Origin of the sequence: Amycolatopsis mediterranei (assembly GCF_026017845.1) — a bacterium.
Classification (GTDB): Bacteria; Actinomycetota; Actinomycetes; order Mycobacteriales; family Pseudonocardiaceae; genus Amycolatopsis; species Amycolatopsis mediterranei.
In genome coordinates this window covers 9,833,686-9,857,553 of record NZ_CP100416.1, presented here as the reverse complement: position 1 = coordinate 9,857,553, position 23,868 = coordinate 9,833,686, and the positions used below count along the sequence as shown (strand labels likewise).

The 23,868-nt window shown below is 71.4% G+C and carries 17 protein-coding genes and 2 tRNA genes; 11 read left to right on the top strand and 8 right to left on the bottom strand.

What is annotated here, in order from left to right; genetic code table 11:
- Positions 1-32 precede the first annotated feature (32 nt).
- Positions 33-1,475: an alpha,alpha-trehalose-phosphate synthase (UDP-forming) gene (locus ISP_RS44765; RefSeq protein WP_013230392.1), complete on the bottom strand. Its 1,443-nt coding sequence runs from the start codon at positions 1,473-1,475 to the stop codon at positions 33-35.
- 81 nt (positions 1,476-1,556) lie between these two features.
- On the bottom strand, positions 1,557-3,062 hold the full coding sequence (locus ISP_RS44760) for a threonine/serine exporter family protein (protein ID WP_013230391.1): 1,506 nt from the start codon (positions 3,060-3,062) through the stop codon (positions 1,557-1,559).
- 179 nt (positions 3,063-3,241) lie between these two features.
- Here ISP_RS44760 and ISP_RS44755 point away from each other — a divergent pair.
- The 4 genes from ISP_RS44755 (at position 3,242) to ISP_RS44740 (ending at position 6,120) form a co-directional block, all read left to right on the top strand.
- A tRNA-Thr gene (locus tag ISP_RS44755) sits at positions 3,242-3,314 on the top strand.
- Between the two features lie 419 nt (positions 3,315-3,733).
- Positions 3,734-3,806, top strand: a tRNA-Arg gene (locus ISP_RS44750).
- Positions 3,807-4,118: 312 nt separating this feature from the next.
- On the top strand, positions 4,119-4,985 hold the full coding sequence (locus ISP_RS44745) for an alpha/beta fold hydrolase (RefSeq protein ID WP_013230390.1): 867 nt from the start codon (positions 4,119-4,121) through the stop codon (positions 4,983-4,985).
- Between the two features lie 292 nt (positions 4,986-5,277).
- Positions 5,278-6,120, top strand: a complete 843-nt coding sequence (locus ISP_RS44740; RefSeq protein WP_013230389.1) for a hypothetical protein — start codon at positions 5,278-5,280, stop codon at positions 6,118-6,120.
- Here ISP_RS44740 and ISP_RS44735 read toward each other — a convergent pair.
- Complete coding sequence (locus tag ISP_RS44735; RefSeq protein ID WP_013230388.1) at positions 6,109-6,810, bottom strand: TioE family transcriptional regulator; 702 nt, start codon at positions 6,808-6,810, stop codon at positions 6,109-6,111. The genes ISP_RS44740 and ISP_RS44735 overlap by 12 nt on opposite strands.
- A 17-nt stretch (positions 6,811-6,827) precedes the next feature.
- On the opposite strand from ISP_RS44735, the gene ISP_RS44730 reads away from it, so the two are divergent.
- Positions 6,828-7,796 carry an erythromycin esterase family protein gene (locus ISP_RS44730; protein WP_013230387.1) on the top strand — a complete coding sequence of 323 codons (969 nt, stop codon included), beginning with the start codon at positions 6,828-6,830 and terminating at the stop codon, positions 7,794-7,796.
- 57 nt (positions 7,797-7,853) lie between these two features.
- Here ISP_RS44730 and ISP_RS44725 read toward each other — a convergent pair whose 3' ends face one another.
- Complete coding sequence (locus ISP_RS44725) at positions 7,854-10,181, bottom strand: chitobiase/beta-hexosaminidase C-terminal domain-containing protein (RefSeq protein WP_014868670.1); 2,328 nt, start codon at positions 10,179-10,181, stop codon at positions 7,854-7,856.
- Positions 10,182-10,450: 269 nt separating this feature from the next.
- On the opposite strand from ISP_RS44725, the gene ISP_RS44720 reads away from it, so the two are divergent.
- Complete coding sequence (locus ISP_RS44720; protein WP_013230385.1) at positions 10,451-11,680, top strand: S53 family peptidase; 1,230 nt, start codon at positions 10,451-10,453, stop codon at positions 11,678-11,680.
- On the opposite strand, the gene ISP_RS44715 is transcribed toward ISP_RS44720, so the two are convergent.
- Entirely contained in the window at positions 11,669-12,832 is a 1,164-nt protein-coding gene (locus ISP_RS44715) for a DUF2716 domain-containing protein (RefSeq protein WP_013230384.1), read from the bottom strand. The genes ISP_RS44720 and ISP_RS44715 overlap by 12 nt on opposite strands.
- Positions 12,833-12,909: 77 nt before the next feature.
- On the opposite strand from ISP_RS44715, the gene ISP_RS44710 reads away from it, so the two are divergent.
- Entirely contained in the window at positions 12,910-13,533 is a 624-nt protein-coding gene (locus tag ISP_RS44710; protein WP_013230383.1) for a hypothetical protein, read from the top strand.
- On the opposite strand, the gene ISP_RS44705 is transcribed toward ISP_RS44710, so the two are convergent.
- Together ISP_RS44705 and ISP_RS44700 are read right to left on the bottom strand one after the other, a co-directional pair.
- Positions 13,522-16,332 (bottom strand): alpha-L-fucosidase, encoded by a 2,811-nt coding sequence (locus tag ISP_RS44705; RefSeq protein ID WP_013230382.1) that lies wholly within the window; start codon positions 16,330-16,332, stop codon positions 13,522-13,524. The genes ISP_RS44710 and ISP_RS44705 overlap by 12 nt on opposite strands.
- A gap of 107 nt (positions 16,333-16,439) precedes the next feature.
- The gene (locus ISP_RS44700) at positions 16,440-16,835 is read right to left on the bottom strand and encodes a carboxymuconolactone decarboxylase family protein (RefSeq protein WP_013230381.1); all 396 of its coding nucleotides are present in this window, start codon (positions 16,833-16,835) and stop codon (positions 16,440-16,442) included.
- A 161-nt stretch (positions 16,836-16,996) separates the two neighbouring features.
- On the opposite strand from ISP_RS44700, the gene sigJ reads away from it, so the two are divergent.
- Positions 16,997-17,878 (top strand): RNA polymerase sigma factor SigJ, encoded by an 882-nt coding sequence (sigJ, locus tag ISP_RS44695; RefSeq protein WP_013230380.1) that lies wholly within the window; start codon positions 16,997-16,999, stop codon positions 17,876-17,878.
- Here sigJ and ISP_RS44690 read toward each other — a convergent pair.
- Positions 17,847-20,987: a SpvB/TcaC N-terminal domain-containing protein gene (locus ISP_RS44690; RefSeq protein WP_013230379.1), complete on the bottom strand. Its 3,141-nt coding sequence runs from the start codon at positions 20,985-20,987 to the stop codon at positions 17,847-17,849. The genes sigJ and ISP_RS44690 overlap by 32 nt on opposite strands.
- 198 nt (positions 20,988-21,185) lie before the next feature.
- Between ISP_RS44690 and ISP_RS44685 the strand changes: the two genes are divergently transcribed.
- The 3 genes from ISP_RS44685 to ISP_RS44675 are packed head-to-tail and all read left to right on the top strand — an operon-like array spanning position 21,186 to position 23,865.
- Entirely contained in the window at positions 21,186-22,811 is a 1,626-nt protein-coding gene (locus ISP_RS44685) for a S8 family serine peptidase (protein WP_013230378.1), read from the top strand.
- Positions 22,808-23,383: an RNA polymerase sigma factor gene (locus ISP_RS44680; protein WP_013230377.1), complete on the top strand. Its 576-nt coding sequence runs from the start codon at positions 22,808-22,810 to the stop codon at positions 23,381-23,383. The genes ISP_RS44685 and ISP_RS44680 overlap by 4 nt, the downstream gene beginning before the upstream one ends.
- Positions 23,380-23,865: a hypothetical protein gene (locus tag ISP_RS44675; protein ID WP_013230376.1), complete on the top strand. Its 486-nt coding sequence runs from the start codon at positions 23,380-23,382 to the stop codon at positions 23,863-23,865. The genes ISP_RS44680 and ISP_RS44675 overlap by 4 nt, the downstream gene beginning before the upstream one ends.
- Positions 23,866-23,868 lie beyond the last annotated feature (3 nt).

Below are 23,868 nucleotides of genomic sequence, written 5' to 3'. Positions count from 1 at the left end.
CTCCTCAGGAGCTCGTGCATGGGTGCGGACTGTCAGTCGACTCCTTCGGCACCCAACGCTTGCAGGAACGAGCGCGCCCAACGATCGACATCGTGCGTGAGGACCTGGCGACGCATGGCGCGCATCCGGCGACGGCCCTCTGCCGGGTCGAGCGTAATGGCAGCCACTAGTGCGTCCTTCACCCCGTCCAGATCGTGGGGGTTCACGAGGAATGCGCTAGAGAGCTCCGCGGCCGCACCCGCGAACTCGGAAAGCACCAGCGCTCCGCCCAGATCGTGCCGCGCGGCGACGTACTCCTTGCACACCAGGTTCATGCCGTCGCGCAGCGGCGTCACCACCATGACATCGGCAGCGGAGAAGAAGCCGGCCAGCTCGGTGCGGTCCACGGACTGGTGCAGGTAGTGCACGACCGGGTGGCCGACGCGGGAGAACTCGCCGTTGATCCGGCCGACCATCTGCTCGATCTCGCCGCGCATCCGCTGGTAGTGCTCGACGCGCTCCCGGCTCGGGGTGGCGAGCTGGACGAACGTGACGTCGTCCGGCTGCAGGCGGCCTTCGTGCAGCAACTCGTGCAGCGCCTGCAGCCGCAGGTCGATGCCCTTGGTGTAGTCGAGCCGGTCGACGCCGAGCATGACCGTCTTGGGGTTGCCGAGGTCGCGGCGCAGCTGGGCGGCCCGCTCCTGGACGCCCTTGGTGCGCGCGAGGCTGTCGAGGCCGGCGGCGTCGATGGAGATGGGGAAGGCGCCGACCCGCACGGTCCGGTCGCCGACCTGCATGGTGCCCGGCCGCGACCGGACGCCGACCGCGCCGCGCGTCGACTCGAGGCCGATCAGCTGGCGGCACAGCCAGAGGAAGTTCTGCGCCCCGCCGGGGCGGTGGAAGCCGACCAGGTCGGCGCCGGTGAGGCCGCGGATGATCGCGGCGCGCCACGGCATCTGCATGAACAGCTCGACCGGCGGGAACGGGATGTGCAGGAAGAAGCCGATGCGCAGGTCCGGTCTCAGCTCACGCAGCATGGCCGGCACCAGCTGGAGCTGGTAGTCCTGGATCCACACGGTCGCGCCCGGGGCGGCGACCTCGGCGCTGGCCTGGGCGAACCGGCGGTTCACCTTGACGTAGCTGTTCCACCACGCGCGGTCGAACACCGGGCGCTCGACGACGTCGTGGTAGAGCGGCCAGAGCGTCGCGTTGGAGAAACCTTCGTAGTAGTCGCGGACTTCGTCGGCGCTCAACGAAACCGGATGCAGCACCAGGCCGTCGTCGTCGAATTCCTCGACGTCGACGTCGGGCACGCCCGGCCAGCCCACCCAGGCGCCCTTCCTCGACCGCAGGAACGGCTCCAGCGCCGACACCAGCCCGCCCGGGCTGGCCGTCCACCGGCGTTCGCCCTCGGAGGTGCGTTCGAGGTCCACCGGTAGCCGGTTCGCCACCACGACGAAATCGGCCTGGTTCGAGTTCTCCTTCTGGTCACTCACGTCGCCTGCTCCTCGCGTCTGGGTCGCGGCCCCAGAGTGAAACCCTATCGCGTGAGCGATGAACATTCGGTGACCGCGGTATTACTCCAAGCTCCGTTCGGTCGGTTCGAGCGGACCAGCCATGCGTGGTCCGGCGAACCGCCGTTCGAGCCGGCCCAGTCCGGTGCGCACCGGCTGGGCCAGCCACTCCCCGAGTACCACGCCCGCTGCCAGCGCAAGCCCGATTGCGACGGCCGTCATGAGCGTCGAGATGTCGCCGCTCGGCTCGACCCCGATCTGGTACAGACCACGGTAGGTGGACAGGCCCGGAAGCAGCGGAGTGATCCCGGACACGGCCACCACGAGGGGGGTGACGCCGAGTCGTCGTGCGAGCACGCCACCGCAGAACCCGACCAGCGTCGCGGCCACCGCCGACGAGCTGACGCCGTCCAGCCGGGCCAGCATGAGGGCGCCGTAGACGGCGGCGCCGATGCCGCCCGCGGCCGCCGCGACCAGCATGGCGCGCATCTTGGCGTAGCTCGCGAGCGCGAAGCACGCGGCGGCGCCGGCCCCGCCGAGCACCACGAGCGGCAGCTGCTGCGGCGTCGACCCGGTGACCTCGGGCAGCGGGGTGCGCGGGAGGCCGAGCATGACGGCGATCCGCAGCGCGAGCACGACCCCGGCGATCAGGCCGGCCGACATCAGCGCGGTTTCCATGGTGCGGCCGGCGGCGGTGACGTTGTAGCCGGTGATGGCGTCCTGCACGGCCGAGACGGTGGACAACCCGGACAGCAGCACGGTGACCGCCGCGGCGACGACCAGCGTCGGCTTGTCGGTGGTCAGGACGTTGCTGCTCACGATGACCATGGCCGACAGCGTCGCGACCAGGCCGCCGACCACCTGCTGGAAGAAGAACGGCAGCCCGTAGCGGTTCACGACCCGGCCGACCCGGTCGATGACGCCGCTGATGACGAAGGCGACGAGCGCGATGTCGAACCCGCCGCCGAGCAGGATGGTGACGAACGCGGCGACGCCGCCCCAGGACAGCGTCGCGACCCAGCGCGGGTACGGGTGCGGCGCGGAGGTGATCCGCTCCAGCTCGGTCTGCGCCTGCTCGGCACCCAGGTGCCCGCGGACGATCTTGCGGACGAGCTTTTCGGTCTCGGTCAGCCGCGTGTAGTCGAGGCTCCGGCTCCGCACGACGCGCAGCGCGGTGATCGGCGTCAGGTCGGTGCCGCGGTGGCAGGTCACGGTGATCGACGTGAAGATGACGTCGACCTCGCAGTGCGGCAGCCCGAGCGCCCCGGCGATGGCGATGATGGTCGCGGTGACGTCCGACGCGCCCGCGCCGCTGGCCATCTGGACCTCGCCGATGCGCAGGGAGAGGTCGAGCACGAAGTTGACGGTGGCCTCGTCGGGCAGCTGCGGCCCCATGGCCTCGTCGGCGTCGACGGCGGGCAGCTCGCCGGTCGGCGCTTCGAGGACGTGCCACGGACGGCGCTTGAGGAGGTTCGGACGGTGCGCGCGGGGCCGCTGGGTCTGTTCGGGCGGTTCGAGGAGCGGCCATCTGGTCGCCCGGCCCCCGTTGGTGCGCTCGTTGATCTTCATGATCCATCCACCTCCTCGCTCGTTCCCGATGACCATCGACGGCCACCCGCCGACCGTTGCACGGATCATGGAGTGTCGTCCACCACGTTGCTCCATGGTCGCCTGGACCTGCGGATCCTGCCTCCCGAACGGATCATGGAAGGCGGCTCGGTACACTGGGTGCGGCGCTCCGGTGCCAGGCCGCTATAGCTCAGCTGGTAGAGCATCTGTCTTGTAAACAGAAGGTCAGGGGTTCGAGCCCCCTTGGCGGCTCCCTTCGCCCCCGCCCATCGCGGGCCGGAATTGTTTCCGGTAAATGCGTTGACCGCATGTGGTCCGGTGCGTGAGGATGGCTCCACACGAAAGAAACATCGGGAGTGGTCATGACGCACATGCGGACGCGGGAGGCGCGGCACACCGCGGCTGCCGCGTGTGCGCCGGCAGCCCGCCGGCTTCGGTGGCATGGCCTTCCTGGCTCCTCGGCATGACGTAGTGCTCGTCATGGCCCGGGAGCCGCCCATCGGGAAACCGATTCGGGCGGCTTTCTCTTTTCGTGCGTTCGCAATTCCTTATCGGCGTGCTTCGGAAGCGGCGTGGTCCCCAGAACCGCGACCCGAGGGTTCGACTCCTTCCGCCGGTGCCGTTTTTCTCTGCGCTCGTCTCGGCCGCAACAGTGCGGGCGACGCGGGTGCGCCCCCGTGGCTCAGTGGACAGAGCAGCGGCTTCCGAAGCCGCAGGTCGCAGGTTCGACTCCTGCCGGGGGCTCGTGGCGGCGCGTCCCGGACGCGCCGCTCGGGAGACGCGCCGGAGCGCGGGTGATCCTTGCACGATCGCCTCGGTGGGTTCGACACCCACGTCTTCCACCGTGGCCGATGCCGAAGGAGACGAGGCCCCGGGCTGTGGCCCCGGGCGAAGCCGGTGCGAGTCCGGTCGGCCACTCACGCGCGCGGTTCGGCAACCAGCGGAGCCTCATGAGCCCCGCCGACGTGGATCGACACCACGGCGCGCGACTCGCGCGGGGCAAAACTGTCGGTGCCCCGGCCTAACCTTCCGAGCAGACCTGACCGGGGAGGAACCATGGCCACCACGCACACGCTGGAAACACCCGAAGCCGACATCGTCTACGACGTCCACGGCCCGGCGCCCGCCGAGAGCCCGCGGCCACCGCTGCTCATGATCGGGCAGCCGATGACCGCCGAAGGGTTCGGCTCGTTGGCGTCGCACTTCGCCGACCGCACCGTGGTCACCTACGACCCGCGCGGGCTCGGGCGCAGCGCCCGGAAGGACGGGCGGGACGACCACGTGCCCGCCGTCCAAGCCGAAGACGTCCACGCCGTCATCCGGGCACTGGGGGCCGGCGCCGTCGAGGTGTTCGGGAGCAGCGGCGGCGCGGTCACCGCGCTCGCGCTCGTCACCGCCCATCCCGGCGACGTCCGCACCCTGGTCGCCCACGAGCCACCGCTGGTCCGGTCGTTGCCCGACGCCGCCGCGGCCGAGCGCGCCGGGCAGGCGGTCCGGGACGTCTACCAGGCCAAGGGGTTCGGCGCCGGGATGGCGGCGTTCTCCGCGATGACCTCGTGGCCGGGCGAGTTCACCGACGCCTACTTCGCGTTGCCACCGGTGGACCCGGCGCAGTTCGGGCTGCCGTCCGGCGACGACGGCCGCCGCGACGACCCGCTGCTGACCGACCGGTCCCTCCCGGTGACCACCTACCGGCTCGACGTCGAGGCGCTGGCCGCGGCGCCGACGCGGGTCGTCATCGCCGTCGGCGAGGAGTCCCGTGAGGTCTTCACCGGGCGTGCCGCGGTCGGGACGGCCGGGCTGCTCGGGCAGGAGGCGACCGTCTTCCCGAGTCACCACGGCGGTTTCCTGGGCGGCGAGTTCGGCTACGCCGGCCGGCCCGAGTCCTTCGCCGAGAAGCTCCGGGAGGTGCTCGAAGGCTGACTTCCTCGGTGCCGAGGTAATTCCGGCGACCCGGCCGATGGTGGCGACCTGCGGCCCGCGAGGTCCTCCGGCGTGGGCCGGCAGCCCGCTTCTTGAGCCACCAGCCACCAGCCACCGCGTCCCCGGGAGCCGGAACCGAACAGCAGGCTCCCGGCTCCTCCTCGCCTTGACCGCCACCCTCCACGATGCCGTATCGGGCGGCGGTTCGACGTGACGAATGCCGGACAGAAACAGGTCACTTCGCGGGGCCGGTCCGGACGGCTGATCAGCGGTGTCCGTGCCATCATCGGGCATGGTCACCAGTGAACCCGAGCTCAACAGCGGGATCCTGCCCGGGAACGTGCGCGCCGACGACTGGATCATGCTCGTGCTCGCCGCCGGGTCGGTCGGGCTGCTCGGGTTCATGGTGCTCAGCCCGCCCGGGCGGGACGCCGGGCTCGTCATCTTCGCCGTCGACTGCGGGATCTGCGGCGTCTTCCTGCTCGAGTTCCTGTGGCGGTGGCGGAAGCGGCGGTGGGCCAGGAAGTTCCTCGTGCGCAACTGGTACGAGCTGTTCGCCATGATCCCGGTCGCGCACCCCGCGATGACCGCGCACAAGTTCATCAGCGTCGTGCTGCTGCTCGTGCGGATCGGGCGGGCCGCGGACCGGGCCGTCGGGGAGCAGTTCACCTACCGGCTCGTCGACAAGCTCTCCGAGCCGATCGTGAAGGCGATCAAGAAGCCGGTGACGATCGCGGTGCTCGACGAGGTCGTCAAGGTGCTGGAAACCGGCAACTACCCGGAGAACCTGGCCAAGTCGCTCGGGGCGCACAAGGACGAGCTGCGCTCGATCATCGCCGAGAAGATCGCCGCGGACCCGCAGCTCGGGAAGCTCAAACGGCTGCCGTTCCACGACGAGATCGTGCGCGCCTGCGTCGACACGTCGTTCCGGGTGCTGCTCGAAGTCCTCCTCGACCCGCGGATCGACGACTTCTTCTCCGCCGTGGTCCGCGAAAACCGCGAGCAGATCCGGCTGGCCGTGCAGCTCGGGCTCAACGAGGTCGACGACGAGGCCGAGGAAACGGCGCTGCCGGTGCGCACCCAGCGCGCGGCCGCGCACGAGTACGACCGGCTGCACCGGGGCTCACGTCCGTGACCCGAGGTACGCGCTGAGCCGGCCGGCCGCCTCGAGCATCGCCAAGCCGCGCGCGGTCAGCCGGTCCTGCCAGGTTTCGAGCGCCTCGGCCAGCGACTCGGTGCCGCCCGCGGTGCGGACCTGCTCGACCACCGTCGCGATGTGTTCCAGCGGGTGGCCGCCGCGGCGGAGCAGGTGGGCCAGTTCCGCGTCCCGGATGTCGGCGCCCTGGTAGACCCGGTAGCCGGTCGCCCGATTCCGGGACGGCACCAGGATGCCGGCGCGTTCCCACGCCCGCACGGTCGCCGCGGTGACGCCGAGGCGGTGCGCGAGTTCGCCGATCGACCAGCCGGTCGCGGCCGGCTCGGGTGCCGGCCCGGTCGTCAGGTGCCCGATCGCCTTCCGGACCGTGTTGAGGGTTTCGCGGTCGCGGAGCAGCAATTCGTGGCCGCGGTCGACGAGGGTGAGCGCGCGGCCGAGGTCGTCGTCGTGGACGGCGTGCATGATCCCGCCGGCCGTGGCGTGCCCGTAGGCCGGGACCAGCGCCAGGAACGCCCGGAGGGCCGCCGCGTGCATTTCCGTGTAGACGCGGTAGCCGCTCGGCGTGCGCGCGGCCGGCGGGAGGAAGCCGTCGCGCTCGTAGTTGCGGACCGCCTGCGTGGAGATGCCGTGCTCACGGGCGAGGTCAGCCGGTCTCAAACGAGTCTTCAAGGATACGATTCAACCACATGGACATCACCGACCTCACCGCCGAACTGCTCGCGTTCGGGGAGCCGACGCACTTCGAACCGGCCTTCGCGCGGATCCGCAACGAGCTGTTCGCCTGGCTCGCCGAGCACGGCTTCCGGTCGATCGCGCTGGAGACCGACCGCGTCGCCGCGCTCGACGGTGGGTTCTCGCACGGCTTCGGCGAACTGGCCGCCAACCGGCAGCTGCTCGACTGGCTGCGCGAGTACAACGAGACCGCCGCCGAACCGCTGACCTTCCACGGCTTCGACGCCCCGACGGAGATGTTCAGCGCCCCCAGCCCGCGCCCCTACCTCGAACACGCCCGCGACCACCTGGGCCTCGACGTCGACATCGCGGCGCTGACCGGCGACGACGAGCGGTGGAGCCGGTCCGAAGCGATCCTCGACCCGGCCGCGTCGCCCGGCGCGTCACCCGAGGCCCGCGAGCTGCGGGTCATCGCGGACGACCTGCTCATGGCCCTCGACGCCCGCATCGAGACCGCGGAGTCGAACCGCGCGCGGATCAACGCGATGGCCGGGCTCGATCTGCTGCGCTACCACGCCGCGTCGGCGCTGCCCGGGGACCGGGACACGAGGATCGCGCGCCTCGCGAGCGCCCGAGCGGTCATCATGGCCCGGAACCTCCTGGACATCCACGGTTCGCAGCCCGGCCGGACCCTGGTGTTCGCGCACAACGCCCACCTCGGATCGGGCGCGGGGGCGATCGTCGCGGCGCGGCTCGGCGAGCGGTACGCCTTCATCGCCGGCAGCCTCGGCCACAGCGAAGCCCTCGGCCTCGGCGAGCCGGCGGCGGACACCTACGAAGGCTTGCTGCAGCGCGAAACGAAGACCTGGTGCCTGACCACGGAAATCCCGGCCGGTCGCACCCGGGACGACGCCGACCACCGGTACGCACCGCTCACCCCGGAGCTGCTCGAGAACGCCGACGCGGTCCTGCACGTGGCCTGAAAACAGCGAGGCCCCGCACCGGGTCGGGTCCGGTGCGGGGCTCGCTGTTCACCCGGGTTACGGGTAGCTGACCACGTTGACCGGCACCGTGCCCGAAGGCGTGGTGCCGCCGGTGTCGTTGATGACGTGCGTGATCGTGCCGCGGTAGTTGAGCGACACCGTCAGCAGGCTGTGGAACCGCACACCGCTGGTGTTCGGCACCTCGAACGCGTGGTAGCTGGACACCGCCGGGTTCGTGTCGAAGAAGCAGTAGCTCCCGAGACCCCAGGCCTCATGGGACGTCACGTTCGACCCGACCTTGTACGCGGCATACCCGGCGACACCCGATGGGGCGTTCCACGACGCCTGGTTCGGCACGTCGTAGGGCATCTCGTTCTGGAAGAAGATCGTCTTCCCGCCCTGGCCGTTCCAGATCACCTGGTACTTCTGGTAGTGCTCGACGAACAGGCCGGTGGCCAGCACGTTCGCCCCGTTCACGACGAGCCCGGTGTCGGCGGTGTTGGTGTTCCAGCCGACCGTGCCCGCGTTGCCGTGGTCGGCCCGCCACGCCCAGATGTGGTCGATAATCGTGTCGGAGCTGTTGACGATCAGGCTGTTCGTCGCCTTGCCGGCGAGCTCGCCGCCGATCCGGAAGAACACGTCCTGGACCGTCGTCGGGTTCGCGGCGTGCGAGGCCGACGAGCCGGACTGGCCGACCGTGAGCAGCGCCTGCGAGTTCGCCGTGCCGGCGTCGAAGAGCAGGCCCTTGAGCCGGACGCCGTCCACATCGGACACCTGCATCGCGTTGACGCCGTTGTCGGGCACCAGCGTCGGGTAGCCGATGCCGAGGATCGTCGTGTTCGCGCGGGTCACGTTGAGCGTCTGGTTGAGGTGGTAGATGCCCGGCGTGAAGAACAGGTTGCAGCCCGCCGCGAGCGCGTTGTTGATCGACGCGGCCGTGTCGCCGGACTTGACGACGTAGAACTGGCTCATCGGCGCCGACGTGCCCGGGGTGCTGCCGTTCGCCCAGCTCGGTCCGGACACGTTGGTGCGCAGGGACGGCAGGAACACGCGGTACTTGCCGGTGCCGTCGACGTAGAGGTAGGGCACGTCACGGGAGACCGGCGTCGTGGCCAGCGTGGTCTCCGGCGGGTTCGGGAACGTGGTCGCCGGCGCGCCGCTGGTGCCGGAGAAGACCATGTTCCACACGCCGCCGTTCCAGCTGCCGAGCGCCGAGTCGCGGGTGTACCACTGCTGCTGCGACACCGACGCGGCCTGGCCGGCCACCTTCGTGTCGGCGATGTAGCCGCCGCTGGCGTAGCCGTAGCTCGCCGGGTACAGCTGCAGCCCGCCGCGGACGTCCATCCGGCGGAACGGCGCGGCCTGCGCGACCGCCCAGCGTTCCTGGCCACCGGAGGGGTTGACCGCCAGGTTCTCCGCCGAGCGCCAGAAGTTCTGCAGCGCGACGCCGTTGTCCGAGGCGTTGAAGGCGTCGACGGTGACGTCACCGTTGATCAGGACGTCGCCCGGGTTCTGGCCGAGGCCGGCGACCGAGGTGTAGAAGCCGACGTTGTCGTGCACATTGTTGTACGTGCCCGGCTTGAAGAGGTGGGCGACGCGGCGCTCGGCGAACTGCGCGGTGAGCGTGTCCTTCTGGTTGTTGAAGTCGGTGTCCAGTTGCGCCTGGATCGTCGCCGCGGACATGCCCGGGTCGAAGATCCGCACGTTCGGCCCGAAGTTCGGGGTGTCGGACTGCGTCGGACAGCCCGCCTGGGTGCCGATCGTGTAGCTCGCGCTCGACACCGGCGAGGTCGTCGACCCGGACTTGAGCGCGATCGCGTTGACCGTGCGGGAGTTCGGGACGCTGATCGGTCCGCTGTAGACGGTCGAGGACGCGGTCGGTGTCGAGCCGTCCACTGTGTACCGGATGGTGGCGCCCGCGGTGGCGCTGCTGATCGTCACCGTCTGGGCGGACGAGTAGGTGCCGCCGGGCGGGCTGAACGTCGGGGCCGCGACGGTCGTCGTACCGCCCCCGCCGACGGTGTAGCTGAAGTGCGGGGTGTCGTACTGCGGGCCGTTCTTCTCGTAGGTGAACCAGTAGTCGAGGACGTTTCCGCTGCTCAGCCCGTTGACGGTGGTGCGCCAGGTGCCGGAGCCGTTGGTCATCCGGACGTTCTGCTGGCCGAGGCCCGGCACGCCGGTGTAGTGGACGTCCACGTACAGCGCCGGGGTCGTCGGGGTGAAGTTGATCTGCGCCTGCGTCGAGCTGGGCTGCGTGACGCTCTGTGTGTAGTCGTCCGCGGCGAGCGCGGCGGGGGCGGTGAGCCCGGCCGCCACCAGCAGTGCCGAGGCGACGAGCGCGAGCACCGGGCCGCGTCGTCGTAGCTTGTCCAAGGTCCGGTTCACGCCGTGACACCTCCGCCGTTGGGGATCCACGAGGCTATTTGTTGCCAGTCGCAACAAAGTAGCTCCCGGTCAGCGGTGCTTCGGTCACGTTTGGGTAACACTTGTCTGGACCAATGCGCAAACGGGTGAAGCGGTTTGTCACTCTTCGTCAGATTATGACCACGTTAGGCGAATGACTGAACCGAGAAACCTTCTTCTGTCGGGTGAACTCGATCTAGTGACATGCGACGATCCGCTGTCTCCCCTCGTCCCCTACCGAGGAGTAGGCCATGGCGCCTCCACGGCTGTTCCGGTCCCTCGTCGTCCTCTCGCTGATCGCGGCCCCGCTGACGGTGGCCACCTCGACCGCCGAAGCCGCGCCGCTGCAGAGCGGCGGCGTCGTGAACTTCGGTTGCGCCACTTCCGGCAAGCTGCACTGCCTCGGCAAGGCGGTGCGGTCGCCGAACGGCAACGGCCCGCTGGTCGTCTCGACCCCGGTCGGCTACGGGTCGGCCGAGATCCAGGCCGCCTACCACCTCGGCGGCCTGCAGGCGAACGGCCGCACGGTGGCCATCGTGGACGCTCAGGACGCGCCGACCGCGGAGGCCGACCTGGCCAAGTTCCGGTCCGCACGCGGGCTTTCCCCATGCACGACGGCCAACGGCTGCTTCAAGAAGGTCAACCAGAACGGCGCCGCGAGCCCGCTGCCCGCGCCCGACTACGGCTGGGCCGAAGAGATCAGCCTCGACCTCGACGCGGTGTCGGCGACCTGCCCGGACTGCCACATCCTGCTGGTGGAAGCCAACTCCCCGGACACCGACCCGCTGATGACGGCGGTCGACACGGCCGCGGCGACGCCGGGCGTGGTGGCGATCTCCAACAGCTACGGCGGTGCCGAGGACTCGACGATCCTCGCCGCGGACGCCCACCTGAACCACCCGGGCATCGCGGTCACGGCGTCCTCGGGCGACTCCGGTTACGGCGTCAGCTGGCCGGCGTCCTCGCCGTACGTCACGGCGGTCGGCGGCACAACGCTGAAGAAGGCGGCGACCACCACGCGCGGCTGGACCGAAACGGCGTGGAACGGCAGCGGCAGCGGATGTTCGGCCCTGGAGGCGAAACCGTCCTGGCAGCACGACACCGGGTGTGCGAAGAGGACGGTCGCGGACGTCTCGGCGGTCGCGGACCCGGCCACCGGGCTCGGCGTCTACGACACGTACAACAGCTGCGGCACCTCGTCGTGGTGCGACTTCCTGCTGTCGCTGGGCCTGGCCCAGGGCGCGGACGGCTGGGTGCAGGTCGGCGGGACGAGCCTGTCGTCCCCGGTGATCGCGAGCGTGTACGCGCTGGCGGGCAACTCGGTGACGTCGGGGTCGTACCCGTACGCGCACACGAGTGGGCTCTACGACGTCACGTCGGGTTCGAACGGCAGCTGCGGCGGGAGCTACCTCTGCACGGCCGGCCCCGGGTACGACGGGCCGACCGGGCTGGGCACGCCGAACGGGACGTCAGGGTTCTGAGCGCCGGATCGGCGGCCCGAGCGCCGCGGTCAGCTCGGCGTCGATCCGCGTGAGCAGGTCGCCGAAGACGCAGATCGTCGCCTCCCACGGGTGCCCGAAGGTGCCCAGCCGGAGGTCGCCGGTCAGGTAGATGTGGTAGTCCCCGTCCGGGAAGACGGCGCCGGGCCAGCGCGGTCCGGCGCCGTCGACCCTCGCCGGGTCGAAGCGGTAGCCGACGTGCTGCCAGTCGAGCCAGTACAGCTCCTCGCCGGGCTCGACGGACTTGCGAAGTCCCTTGTGGACGATGTCGTACAGCGCGTCCAGCTGCCGGTCGTCGAGGTCACCGACGTGCCAGGTCGCCGAGCCGGCGGGTTCGGTGATGCCGGGGAACTCCCGCGTGTCGGGCCGGAAGGCGAACCGCTCCTCGAAGCGGGACCAGATGTCGTCGTACTCCGGTTCGGAGAACAGCCGGCGAACCGGCCGGGTCCGCGCCGGTTCGCCGGGCGAGCTCAGGTGGTAGCGGGTGACCGTGGTGACCTCGCGCATCCCGGCGGCTTCGAACGCGTCCCGCAGGGCACCGGTGGCTTCGGCGAGCAGGAACCGCATCCCCCGGTGCGGTCCGGCGAGCCGCCAGTCGTGGGCGACGAGCGTGGCGGCGAGGCGGGGGTCGGTGACTCCGCCGACCACCGTGAACTCCCCGGATTGTTCCAGCCAGGCGGCGCGATCGCCGTCGAGGACGACCGCGGCCGACCGGTCCAAGTAGGCGGAGTCGGCCAGGAACTCCGAGAACGGGCGGCGGTGCGGGCCGGTCTTCGCGGCCAGCTCCGCGACCCGCTGGTGCCCGGCCCAGTCGTGGCCGACCAGGGGCAGCGTCGTGGTGTCCGTCCCGATCGGACAGCGGAGCACCGCACGCTCCGGCTCCGCTGTGAAGCCGGCGGCGAGCAGGGCCTCGGCGAGCCGGGCGTCGCCGTGGACCGGCCAGAGCACCGGCTCGTTGCGCCGCGCGAAGGCATCGACCTGCCGGACCACCAGCGCTTCGAGGTCTCCGTCGGGCAGCGACCCGTGGCTCACCTCGCCGTGCGTGCCGTAGTGGGTCCGCACCACCGGGCCGTCACGGTCGACCACCGCGCCCACCGGTGGGAGCTGCGGCCGGTGGTTCAACGCCTCTTCCATGCCGTTGATCCTCCCCGGTCGGGTGACGTTCGCGCAGCGCATTTTCGCGGGTCCGCGCGCGGGGTAAGGATGGCTGCATGCTGGACACCGAAGTCCTTTCGCGGACGGCTCCCCGGGCGCTCGACGTCGGCACCCCGCTCGGGGACGTGCGGTTCGCCGTCCGCGTCGGCGGCTGGGACGTGCCCGCGAGACCCGAGCTGACCTGGGGCCTCGAGTCCGGCGCCCGGCTGTGCCGGTGGCGGCACAGCTCCGTGCGGCTCGACGTCGTGTCCGGGACGACCGCGTGCGGACTGCCCGGGGTCACCCGCGAGACCACCATCCTCCGGGTGCTGGCCCGGGAAGACGTCGGCGAGTTCGTCGTCCGGGCCGAGCTGGCCGGCGCGCCGCACGAGGACCGCATCTGGGAAAGCGCCTTCACCGCCGAGACCGCCGACGCCGCGGTGAGCGTCGGCGGCCCCGGGGCCGAGCTGCTGCGGCGGTGCTCCCGGGCCGGGCAGCACGTGCCGCCGTACTGGTCGCGGCTGGTCGGCGGGGACGCCGTCGAGCGGACCGGGGGCCGGCTCACCTGGCGGCTGCCCCGCATCGACCGCGGCGACTACGCCGAGCTGTGGGTGTCCGTCGCGTGGAGCGCGGCGGGCGGGGACCCGGGCCGCGCCGTCGACATCGACGCGGCCCGGGTGCTGCGGGAGCTAACCCAGTGAAATCCGGTCCAGATCCGGAGCCCCGGCGCCGTCGTTGCCGATCCGGATCGTATTGGCGCCCGCGGTCAGCGTCACCGGGACCGAAGTGGTGTACGGGGTGTTGTTCCCGACGCCGCTGACCTTCACCTCCGCGGGTGCGCCGCCGTTCACCGAGACGAAGTACGACCGGTCGCCGTTGACGGTGAAGTCCAGGTACAGCGTGTACGGCCCGGCCGCGGGCACCGTGACGCCGGGGAAGGTCACCGCCGCTCCCGGGCCGATGTTGCGCACCTTCTGGCCGCCCGAGCACGGCGAGCAGCTCGTGACGCCGGCGTCGCCGATGTCGTTCGCCGAGTCCTCCGCTTCGCGCATGAACACCCGGTCCGCGGGCCGCGGCTTGACCAGCACCGGCTTGCTCACCGACTTCGCGCGCCCGAGCGTCCGGAAGGACGCCGTCACCGGGATGCTCACGTCCTGGGCCGCCGGGGCGGTCACCGTCCACGAGCCGCTCAGCACCTGGCCGAGCCCCAGTGCGGACGCCGTCACCGGGCCGCCCGTGACGGTCCAGCCCGCCGGGACGACCGGGGCCAGCGACACCTGGTCGATCGGGTCGTCGACGTCCAGCCGCAGCGACGCGGTGATCCGCAGCGACTGCTGACCGGGCGAAACCCACTGCACTCCGGCGGGTTGCACGGTCAACGTCGTCTTCGGCGTGTACGACTCCGGCGGCATCGGCGCCACCGCGATCCGGTCGAGGTCCGCCGTCCCGGAGACCTTGATCGTGTTGGCGCCCGCGTTCAGCGGTACCGGGATCGCGCCTGGTGCGGTGACTGCGATCGGGGCCGCGCCGTTGACGCTCACCGAGAGCGTGCCCGGTCCCGAGGTGTCCAGCTGCAGCCGGGACGGACCGGTAGCCTGGACGTCGCGGAAGACGACCGCGCCGCGGTCGAGGCCGGTCACCGCGTTCGTGCCGGAGCACGCCTCGCACCACACCGGCGTCGCCTTGCCCTCGAAGCCGTTGCGCCACGACTCCGCTTCCAGCGGCACCTCGCCGCGCGGATCGGGGTAGCCGTAGGCGACGTCGATCTCGTCGAGCGCCAGCTGCCGGTAGAACGGCTTGGCCTGGGGCCCGGACCACGTGTTCAGCACTTCGAGCTTCAGGTACCGCGCGTGCACCTCGCCGACGTCGATGAACTGGACGCCGCGGTTGCTCGGCAGGGCGCCGGTGCGCACCGTGCGCCAGTTCTTCCCGTCGTCACTGGCGTGGACCCGGTAGTCCTTGATCCGCGCGGAGTCCTCGGCGCGGCCGAAGGACTCCCGCGCGTAGGTCGGCGACGACTCGCGCTCGTGCACCGCCAGGTAGGCCGTCGATCGCTTCCGGCCCAGGTCCAGCGTCACGGACACCGGCAGCTGACCGCCCGCGTCCCAGTAGTTCAGGTAGCTGCCGTCGACGAGGTTGGCCGCCGGGTGCCCGTCCGCGGACGCCGACGCGGTCGCCTTGATCGTGCTCTTGTCGTAGAAGTACTGCTGCCCGGCGATGTCCACTTTGAACACAGTGTCGTAGGTGTCCCAGTTCTGGATGTCCAGAATGGACAGGTAGCCGCCGGACTGGGCGAACCGCATCGGCTTCCCGGTGCGCAGGTCGGCGACGCCGGTGACGCGGTAGCCATTGTCCCGCAACCGGACCAGGTTCGTCGACGGCCGCGTGACGACGTGCACGTACTGCGTCCGGGCCCCGGGCTTGACGGTGATCACGCCGTGGGCGCCGTCGTTCCAGAAGCCGGGCTGCAGGCCGCCGTACATGTACCCGCCGCCCTCGGTGCCTTCGAGCGACTCCCGGATCGGCTGGGTCCAGGACGCCATGAAGTTGTTGAACGCCTCCTGCTGCGGCGGGAACTTCCCGTTCAGCATGGCGGTTTCGGCCATCAGCGATTTGATCGACGAGCCCGCGTTCGTGATGTACCGGCCGGTGGAGAGCCGGACGTCGACGGCCTGGTCGCCGCCGCTGTACCACCAGTCGCCGTTGGTCGGCAACTTGTAGTCGGCTTCGGTGAGCCGCGGCATCGGCGTGTAGACCGCCTGCGGGTAGTCGTACGAGGGGGTCATGCCGGTCTTCTGCTCGTTGCTGACCGTGTCCATGATCGGCGTGTCCTCGTTGTTGTTGCTCAGCAACCAGGACGGCCGCTTTTCGCGGATGTGCTCGTAGAGCCCGTGCTGCTCCCAGTACTCGTTGTCGTTGTCGATCCAGAAGCCGGCGAGGTCGGAGTAGCGGTCCATGACCTCGTCGAACAGGTCGTAGCTGTACTCGCCGAAGCCCGGGCGCGTGGTGAGGTCGACGGGGTGGCCCTTGTACGCCGAGTAGGCGGCGGAGTCGAGGGACTCGTGCCCGGTTTCGTTGTGCCACTGGGGATCGTCGGTCATGTAGAGCATGACCCGCACGCCCTTGGCGTGCCCCGCGGCGATCAGCTCGCCGAGGAAGTCACGCTGCGTCGAGCAGCTGCCGGGGATCTTCGACGGCCACGGCCGCGCGTAGCCCAGCCGGCTGTGGAAGGTGGTGAGGACGACGTAGGACGCGCCCAGCTTCGTGGCTTCGTCGATCCAGTAGTCCGGCGTCCAGCCGCCGTCGGTGACGTCGTGCTCCCAGGCGGCGCAGTCGGTGTGCCGCGGCGCGGTGAACATGCCCCAGTGCAGGAACAACCCGGCCGTCGAGGCCCGCAGCCAGTCCTGGCGCGGGTGGTAGAGCTCGGCGTTCGCGGGACTGACCAGGCTCGCCACCAGCGCGACGGCGGCGGCGAGGCAGGCAAGCAGTCGGATTCTCAAGGGACCTCCTCGTCCGGAGAGATCCGATGATTAGTTCCTGATATATCGTACGTCAAGGGAAGATGCCGCTCAGCGGCACACAGTCGTCTGATCTGTCGTGGTGATCCCTATTCCGCGGTCACCGGCAGCAGCCCGCGCTCGCCGAACACCTTCTTGGCCGTGAAGGTCGCGTTCAGCGCCTTCGGGAATCCACAGTAGACAGCGGAGTGCAGGAGCGCCTCGACGATCTCCGCGGGTGTGAGGCCGACGTTGAGCGACGCGTTGACGTGCACTTCCAGCTGCGGCTCGCAGCCGCCGAGGGCGGTGAGCATGCCGAGGGTGACCAGCTGCCGGTCGCGCGGCGCCAGCCCCGGCCGCGAGTAGATCTCCCCGAACCCCCACGACAGCACAGCCTCGCCCAGCGCGGGGGCGACGTCGGCGAGTGCGTCGATCACCCGCTGCCCACTCTCGCCGTCGATCTCGGTCAGGGTCTTCAGGCCACGCTCGAAGCGCTCGTCGGTCATGTCGGACTCCTTTTCCCTGGCGATCTTGTCTCGAACGACGCTAGGTGCTGGAGCGCGCTCCAGGTCAAACGTGACGGCCACAACGACCGATTCCGGAGGGCTGTCACAAACCTCCGCCCGCGTTCGTCAAGGTGGTGATCGCCCCGCGAAAGGACGGACCCGTGAACGAGGAGCTCCTGGCCCGCAGCTTCGAGACCCACCGCGACCACCTGCGGTCCGTCGCCTACCGGATGCTGGGTTCGCTGACCGAGGCCGAGGACGCCGTCCAGGAGTCGTGGCTGAAGCTGAGCCGGAGCGACACCGCGGCCGTCGAAAACCTGGGCGGGTGGCTGACCACTGTCGTCGGGCGGGTCTGCCTCGACATGCTGCGGTCGCGCAAGGCCCGGCGCGAGGAGCCGTGGGACGCGCTGGTGCCCGATCCGATCGTCAGCCGCGAGGACGCCGGCCCCGAGCACGAGGCGCTGATGGCCGACTCGGTCGGCCTCGCGCTGCTGGTCGTGCTGGACACGCTCACCCCGGCCGAACGGCTGGCGTTCGTGCTGCGGGACATGTTCGCGATGCCGTTCGAGGAGATCGCCTCGGTCGTCGGCCGATCCGAGGCGGCGACCCGGCAGCTGGCCAGCCGCGCGCGGCGGCGGGTGCAGGGCGCCCCGGTCGCGCCGGACCCCGATCTCGCCCGCCAGCGCGAAGTCGTCGACGCCTTCCTCGCCGCTGCCCGCGGCGGCGACTTCGACGCGCTCGTCTCGGTCCTGGACCCCGAAGTCGTGCTGCGCGCCGACCGCGGCCTGGCGCGGGGCGGCTCGACCGAGGTCCGCGGCGCGGCGGCGGTGGCGAACCAGGCCCTGACGTTCTCGCGGCTCGGCGCCGGCGGCGGCGTGGTGCACCGGGCGCTGGTCAACGGCGCGGCGGGCGTGGTCGCGACGCGCGCGGGCCGGCCGTTCTCGGTGCTGGGCTTCACGGTCGCGGGCGGCCGGATCGTCGAGATCGACATCCTCGCCGACCCGGACCGCCTCAGCCGGCTGGATCTGGCCGTGCTCGACTGACCACACTGACGACACCGACCACGCTCACGTCCTCGGCGACGGCGCCGGTTTCGTCCGTCACCAGGACGACCCCGCCCGCGTCGTCGAAGTGCAGGTACCGGGTGCGGCCGTCCGCGTACCGCCGCACCGCGCCCGCCACCACGACCACCAGCTCGCCGTCTTCGATGGCGTACCGGTCGTCCGGGGTCAGGACTTCGTGGATGTGCGAGCCGTTCGTGACCAGGGTGCGGACGCGGCGGCCGGTGTGGTCGTAGCTGTACAGCGCGTTGACGCCGTCGTCGCCGTGTACGCCGCGCAGCCGGCCGAACGCGTCCCGGATTTCGCTGCCGGGGCTCGGCAACACCGGCGGGGCGGCCCCGGGCTCGATGTCGCTCACCAGCCCGTTCGGCCCGGTGAGCAGGTGCCGGCCGTCGGTCCAGTGCTCACTGACGCCGTTCGCGTAGTGCACCGCGGTGCGGTGGCCGCCCAGGTCGTAGCCGACGGCGTCGACGAAGCCGGGCACACTCACCAGCCTGCCGACCTCGTCGTACTGGTGGTGCACGGTCAGCCGCCCGTCACCGGCGTCGGGGTAGGCCACCTCCGAAATCCGCCCGTCGGCCCGGTGGGTCAGGTCGAGCCGGTACTCGACGGCGACGTGCGCGGGGCGCCAGCGCAGCTCGACCGGCCACCCGAGCGCGTCGTAGCCGAACTGGGTCACCCCGCATTCGTCGCTGACGCGCACCAGGCGCCCGCAGCTGTGCGGCCCCGCGCCGCGCGGCACCGTGAGCCCGCCGTCGTGGTAGGTGAAGGTGGTGACCGGCGTACCGCGCGGGTCGTCGACGAGCACCGCGACCACCCGGCCCGCCGCGTCGCGGACCCGGTACACCGTGTGCCCGCCCGCGGTCCGCGACTCGACGACGTCCCCGGCTGCGTCCCGGACGTGCACGACACCGTCCTCGCCGCGCAGCTCCCGCCCGAGCAGGTCGTGCACACCGCTTTCACGGTGGTGGTCTTCACGTACCTCGAGCGGGCGGCCCAGTGCGTCGTACCGGAACTCCGTCGGCGGGGGCAGCGGATCGCCGTCGCGGAACACCCGGCTCGTGCGGCACACCAGGCCCCGCGCGCAGTACTCGTGGTGCTCGTCGACGACGTCGCCGAGCAGTTCCGCGTGCCGCCGCTCCAGCAGCCGCCCGGCGCCGTCGCGCAGCTCGGCGGTCACCAGCACCTCCGCCTCGCCGGACACCGCGCGCTGCTCGGTCGTCGCCCGGACCGGCCCGCTGTGGTCGTAGCGGTACCGGACGGTCGGCAGGTCCGCCGAGTCGCCCGGCCGCACCACCGTTTCGGGCCGTCCCAGCGGGTCGTGGGTCAGCGTGGTCACCGCCCCCGCCGGATCGGTCACCCGGCACATCTGCGCCGTGCGGACGTCGTGGCGGGTGATCGTCACGTTCCCCAGCGGGTCCGTGGTCACCTCGGGGAAGCAGTGGTCGGCGGAATACCGGACCTCCCGGGTGTGGCCGAGCGGATCGGTCGTCGTGGTGCGCAGCCCGGCGACGGTGCCGAGCCGCCCGTGGAACGTCGTGACCCACCACCCTTCCTCGCCGGGACGGCGGTGGTACCCGTGGTGGCGCAGGTCCGGCGGGCGCGGGCCGTAGACGTCGGCGACGAGCGCGTCGGTGAGCACCAGCTCCTCGCGCGCGGTGCAGAAGCCGTGCGATCCGGCGAAACCGTCGGGCTCTTCGTCGTACCGGAAGATCTTGTCGGACAACACTTTCCCCGTCCCGTCGACCTGGCGGACCCGCGCCGGGAGCGCGGCGAACCGGTGTTCGGGATCGGCCGCGTACTTAGTCCGCGTCTCGCGCACGACCGGCTCGCGGCCGGGCCGTTCGGTCTTCTCCACCTCGCGGGCCGGGTTCCCGGCCGCATCGAAAGCCGTCTCCTTCGTGGTGACCGAAACCGGCGTCGCCCGGCGTTCGAACACCGTCGTCACCGACCGTGTCCACTGTGGACGGCGGACGTGCTCGACGCGGCGGTACGGCCGGTCCGCCGCCGTCGAGCCGTCGAGGCCGTAGGTCTCCTCCTTGTCCAGGAGCCCTCCGCCGCCGAACCAGCGCACGGTCCGCAGGGTGGGCGCGTACTCGTCGCCGAGGTCGTCCTGGACCACGCGGCCGAACACAGGCGGCCGGCTGTCGTGGTACTCGAACTCCGTCACCCCGACGTGGCCGGTGGCCGCTTCGCGCAGCGAGACCCGCCGGACCACCGGCACCGAGGCGACGGTCGCGTACTCGATCGCGGTCCGCAGCCCCATCCCGTTGTCGATCTCGCACAGCCGTCCGGTGCGGGGCAGGTCTTCGAGGGAGTGGTACGGCACGGCGTCGAGCACGGACACGCCGCTGCCGGCTCGCGCCCGGGCGGTCAGCCGGACCCGCCGCGGTGCCGGTGCCGCCACCGAGGCGTAGGCCAGCCGCAAGACCGGAGCGGCGGTTTCGGTGCCGTGGGTGTCGAAGCCGGTGAGCGCCACCGACGTCAGCAGGGACGCGCCGGTGACGTCGTCGGCGTCGTAGCCGAGGGTCCACCGCCGCACGAGCGGCCGCGCCGAAGCGGGCACCCGCAGATCGATCCGCGCGCACCGCAGGGCCGTCGTGACGAGGGCGCCGTCGCGGCCCCGGCGCAGCACGTCCGGCCGCGGCTCGTAGCTGAACTCCACTTCGTACGGGCCGTAGGAGACGCGCGTGAGGTAGGCCTGGCCGCTGTGGTGCGCCCAGCCGAACGTCGCGGTGGTGCCGAACGCGTCCTCGGTCCGGTCGAGGTACCAGGTGGCGCCGTCGCCGGGCCCGAGGAAGTGCCGCAGGCCCGCGTTCGTGGTGAGCAGGTAGCCGTCGCCGCGGCGGACGAGCCGGCCCGCCGCACCGGACGGCGCGTGGTCGTCCGCCGGCCCGACGTGCGGCAACGGGAGGGTGAACCCGCCGCCGAACGGGCCGTTCGGCGCGCCGGTCGTGTAGCGCAGGGCGAGCGCGGGAGCACAGCCGCCGGGACCGGGCGGCAGGTCGAGCGGCACCGTGAAGCAGCCGCCGCCGGTCGCCGGTTCCGGTTCGAAGGCGGCTTCGTGCGTGCTCGGCTCGAGCACAACCATGGTGATCTCCCCGCATGTTCCGTGACTTCCGGAGGGCCAAGTGGGTGAGCCGGGGGCGCCAGATACGTCGTCACCCGTTTGCCGTCGCCGTTATGCATTCGTGACGTCGGTGTCGTATCCCAATGGCGGACCGCGGGTCTTTCCCGGGTGCCGTTGGTGATCAGTGGCGGGGGCAGAGGCAGCAGGAGGGTGGACCCGATGGTCGTCAGGTTCTTGCGAGACGAGACCACGGAAGCAGCGGCGGAGGACGCGAGCACGCTCAACGAGCTCCCGGCCCCGCCAAGGCAGTTGCTGGACCGGCACGGCGCCCGCGTGCTCGACCCGGCGACGGCCGTCGTCGCGGCCGGGCAGCCGGCCCCGCGCACCACCGTGTACCGGCCGGGCGTGTTCCTCATCCCGCAGCGGTACCTGCGCGACCAGCAGACGCTGGCCGCGATCAACGGCGTCCTGGCCCGCATCGGCCTCTACGCCGAGCCGGCCGGCCGCGACACGAAGGAAGCGGCGGGGTACCGGCAGCTCGACGAACTGCCCGTCCGCGCTCTGCTGCGCGTGCGCGAAGACGCCGACCCGGTCGTCGTCGACTGCTGGAAAGCGCTTCAGCTGCTGCGGTCCGCGGCGTCGGGCGCGCGGCCCGAGCTCGACCCGGACATGGTCGCGCGGATCTCGCCGGAGCACCTGCTGTTCACCACGCCGGTGTTCGGCGGGGTGCCGTGGGAGACCAGCGGCCTCGGCGGCACACCCTGGGAGACCAGCGGGTTCGGCGCGGGCAGCTCCTACGGGCGCACCCGCGGCGCCAACCGGATCCCGGTGACGCTGGCCGCGGCGCCGCCCTACCGCAGCGAGAAGCCGGCGCACCGGCGGCCGGTGATCGCGGTGCTGGACACCGGCATCGGCCCGCACCCGTGGTTCGGCCTGACCGACCGCAGCGGCCCGCCGGCCGCCGGCTCGGGGGTCGCCGTCGCGCCGGCCATCCAGGCGGCGATCCTGCAGGTCGAACTCGCTTCCGGCACGACGTTGCCGACCCAGCTGCTCGCGGACTACTGGGATGCGCCGACGACCGGCCAGCCGCTGATCGGCGACGTCGACACCGACACCGGGCACGGCCTGTTCATCGCCGGCATCATCCGGCAGGCCTGCCCCGAAGCCGACACGCTCGCGATCCGCGTGGTGCACAGCGACGGCGTCGCGTACGAAGCCGACGTGCTGCTCGCGCTGCACCTGCTCGCCGACCGCGTCCGGAACGCGCAGGCGAACAACCGCCCGCAGGACATGGTGGACATCGTCTCGATCTCGATGGGCTACTACGTGGAGGACCCGGCGGACGTCGCCTTCACCGGCCAGTTCGGTTCGGCGATCGCGGAGCTGCTCGGCCTCGGCGTCCTCGTCGTCGCCGCGGCGGGCAACGACGCGACCACCCGCCGGTTCTACCCGGCGGCCTTCGCCGACCAGCCGCTCGGCGGCGGCAGCGGCCCGCAGGTGATCAGCGTCGGGGCGCTCAACCCCGACGTCACCGCGAGCAAGGCGCTGTTCTCCAACGAAGGCCCGTGGGTGCGCGCCTGGGCGACCGGTGCGGGCGTCGTCAGCACCTACCCGACCGACGTCCGCGGCACCGCGGCCGCCGACCACGAGGTGCCGGGCTTCGGCCGCAACTCCTTCGACCCCGACGACTACAGCGCCGGCTTCGCGGTCTGGGACGGGACGTCGTTCGCCGCGCCGCTGGCCGCCGCCGAGCTCGGCAAGGCCCTGCTGCAGTCCGGGGACCTGGCCACGGTCGACCGGGAAACCGTCGTCAAGCGCGCTTGGACCGCGCTGGGCACGCTGTGAACGTGGCCAAGACCGACCACGCTCGCGTGGCGACCCTGTTCGACGCCGCGCGGGAGGGCGACCGCGCGGCGCTGGACGAGCTGGTTTCCCTGCTCACGCCGTTGCTCTGGCAGGTGGCGCGTGATCAGGGACTCGACGCCGAGCACGCGGCCGACGTCGTGCAGACGACGTGGCTGCGGCTGCTCGGCTCGTTCGCGGAGATCCGCTCGCCGGTCGCACTGACCGGCTGGCTGATCACCGTCACCAAACGGGAGGCCTGGCGCACGGGGGAAAAGCGCCAGATCGAGCGGCCGCTGCCGGAGCTTCCGGAGCGGCTTTCCGAAGCATCGCCGGCACCCGAGGAGGGGGTGCTGCGCGAGGACCAGCGCGTGCGGTTGTGGCGCGCGGTCGACAACCTGCCCGAACGCTGCCGCAGCCTGCTGCGGATCGTGGCGTTCGTGCACCGGCCGGACTACGCCGAAGTCGGCGCCCGGCTGGGTATGCCGAGGGGGAGTATCGGCCCGACCAGGGGACGCTGCCTCGCGCGCCTGCGCGAGCAGCTACTCGCCAACGGCGAAGGAGATTGGCTGTGACGACCGTCGAACCACCCGGCGCGAACGAGCCCTTGGACGAGCTCGACTTCCGGCTGCTGGCCGGCGTGCGCGAGCTGTGGGAAGACGCCGACCCGATGCCCGCCACGCTGGTGGAGCAGATCCGCTTCGCGATCCGGCTGGAGGACGTCGACCTGGAGGTGATGCGCATCCGCGACCTGGAGCAAGTCGCGGGTGCGCGCAGCGCCGCCGAACAGGGCAGGCTCATCACGTTCGACAGCGAGAGCCTGACGATCATGGTGAACGTCAGCCCGGAAGCCGGGAGCACGATCCGCCTGGACGGCTGGCTCACCCCGCCCGCCGAGCACCCGATCGAGGTCCGCACCGCGACCGGCCCGCTGACGACGACGTCCGACGCCGAGGGCCGGTTCGCGGTCTGCGGCGTGCCGCACGGGATGGTCCAGGTCCTGGTGCGCACGGTGGGTCGGTCGAGGACGGTGAGCACCCCGGCGATCGAGCTCTGATTT

Coding starts and splice junctions, on each gene's coding strand:
- ISP_RS44710 (WP_013230383.1), top strand. CDS start 12,910: ATGCTGGACACCGAAGTCCTTTCGCGGACGGCTCCCCGGGCGCTCGAC.
- ISP_RS44700 (WP_013230381.1), bottom strand. CDS start 16,835: ATGACCGACGAGCGCTTCGAGCGTGGCCTGAAGACCCTGACCGAGATC.
- ISP_RS44720 (WP_013230385.1), top strand. CDS start 10,451: ATGGCGCCTCCACGGCTGTTCCGGTCCCTCGTCGTCCTCTCGCTGATC.
- ISP_RS44690 (WP_013230379.1), bottom strand. CDS start 20,987: ATGGTTGTGCTCGAGCCGAGCACGCACGAAGCCGCCTTCGAACCGGAA.
- ISP_RS44740 (WP_013230389.1), top strand. CDS start 5,278: ATGGTCACCAGTGAACCCGAGCTCAACAGCGGGATCCTGCCCGGGAAC.
- ISP_RS44685 (WP_013230378.1), top strand. CDS start 21,186: ATGGTCGTCAGGTTCTTGCGAGACGAGACCACGGAAGCAGCGGCGGAG.
- ISP_RS44715 (WP_013230384.1), bottom strand. CDS start 12,832: ATGGAAGAGGCGTTGAACCACCGGCCGCAGCTCCCACCGGTGGGCGCG.
- ISP_RS44745 (WP_013230390.1), top strand. CDS start 4,119: ATGGCCACCACGCACACGCTGGAAACACCCGAAGCCGACATCGTCTAC.
- ISP_RS44730 (WP_013230387.1), top strand. CDS start 6,828: ATGGACATCACCGACCTCACCGCCGAACTGCTCGCGTTCGGGGAGCCG.
- ISP_RS44760 (WP_013230391.1), bottom strand. CDS start 3,062: ATGAAGATCAACGAGCGCACCAACGGGGGCCGGGCGACCAGATGGCCG.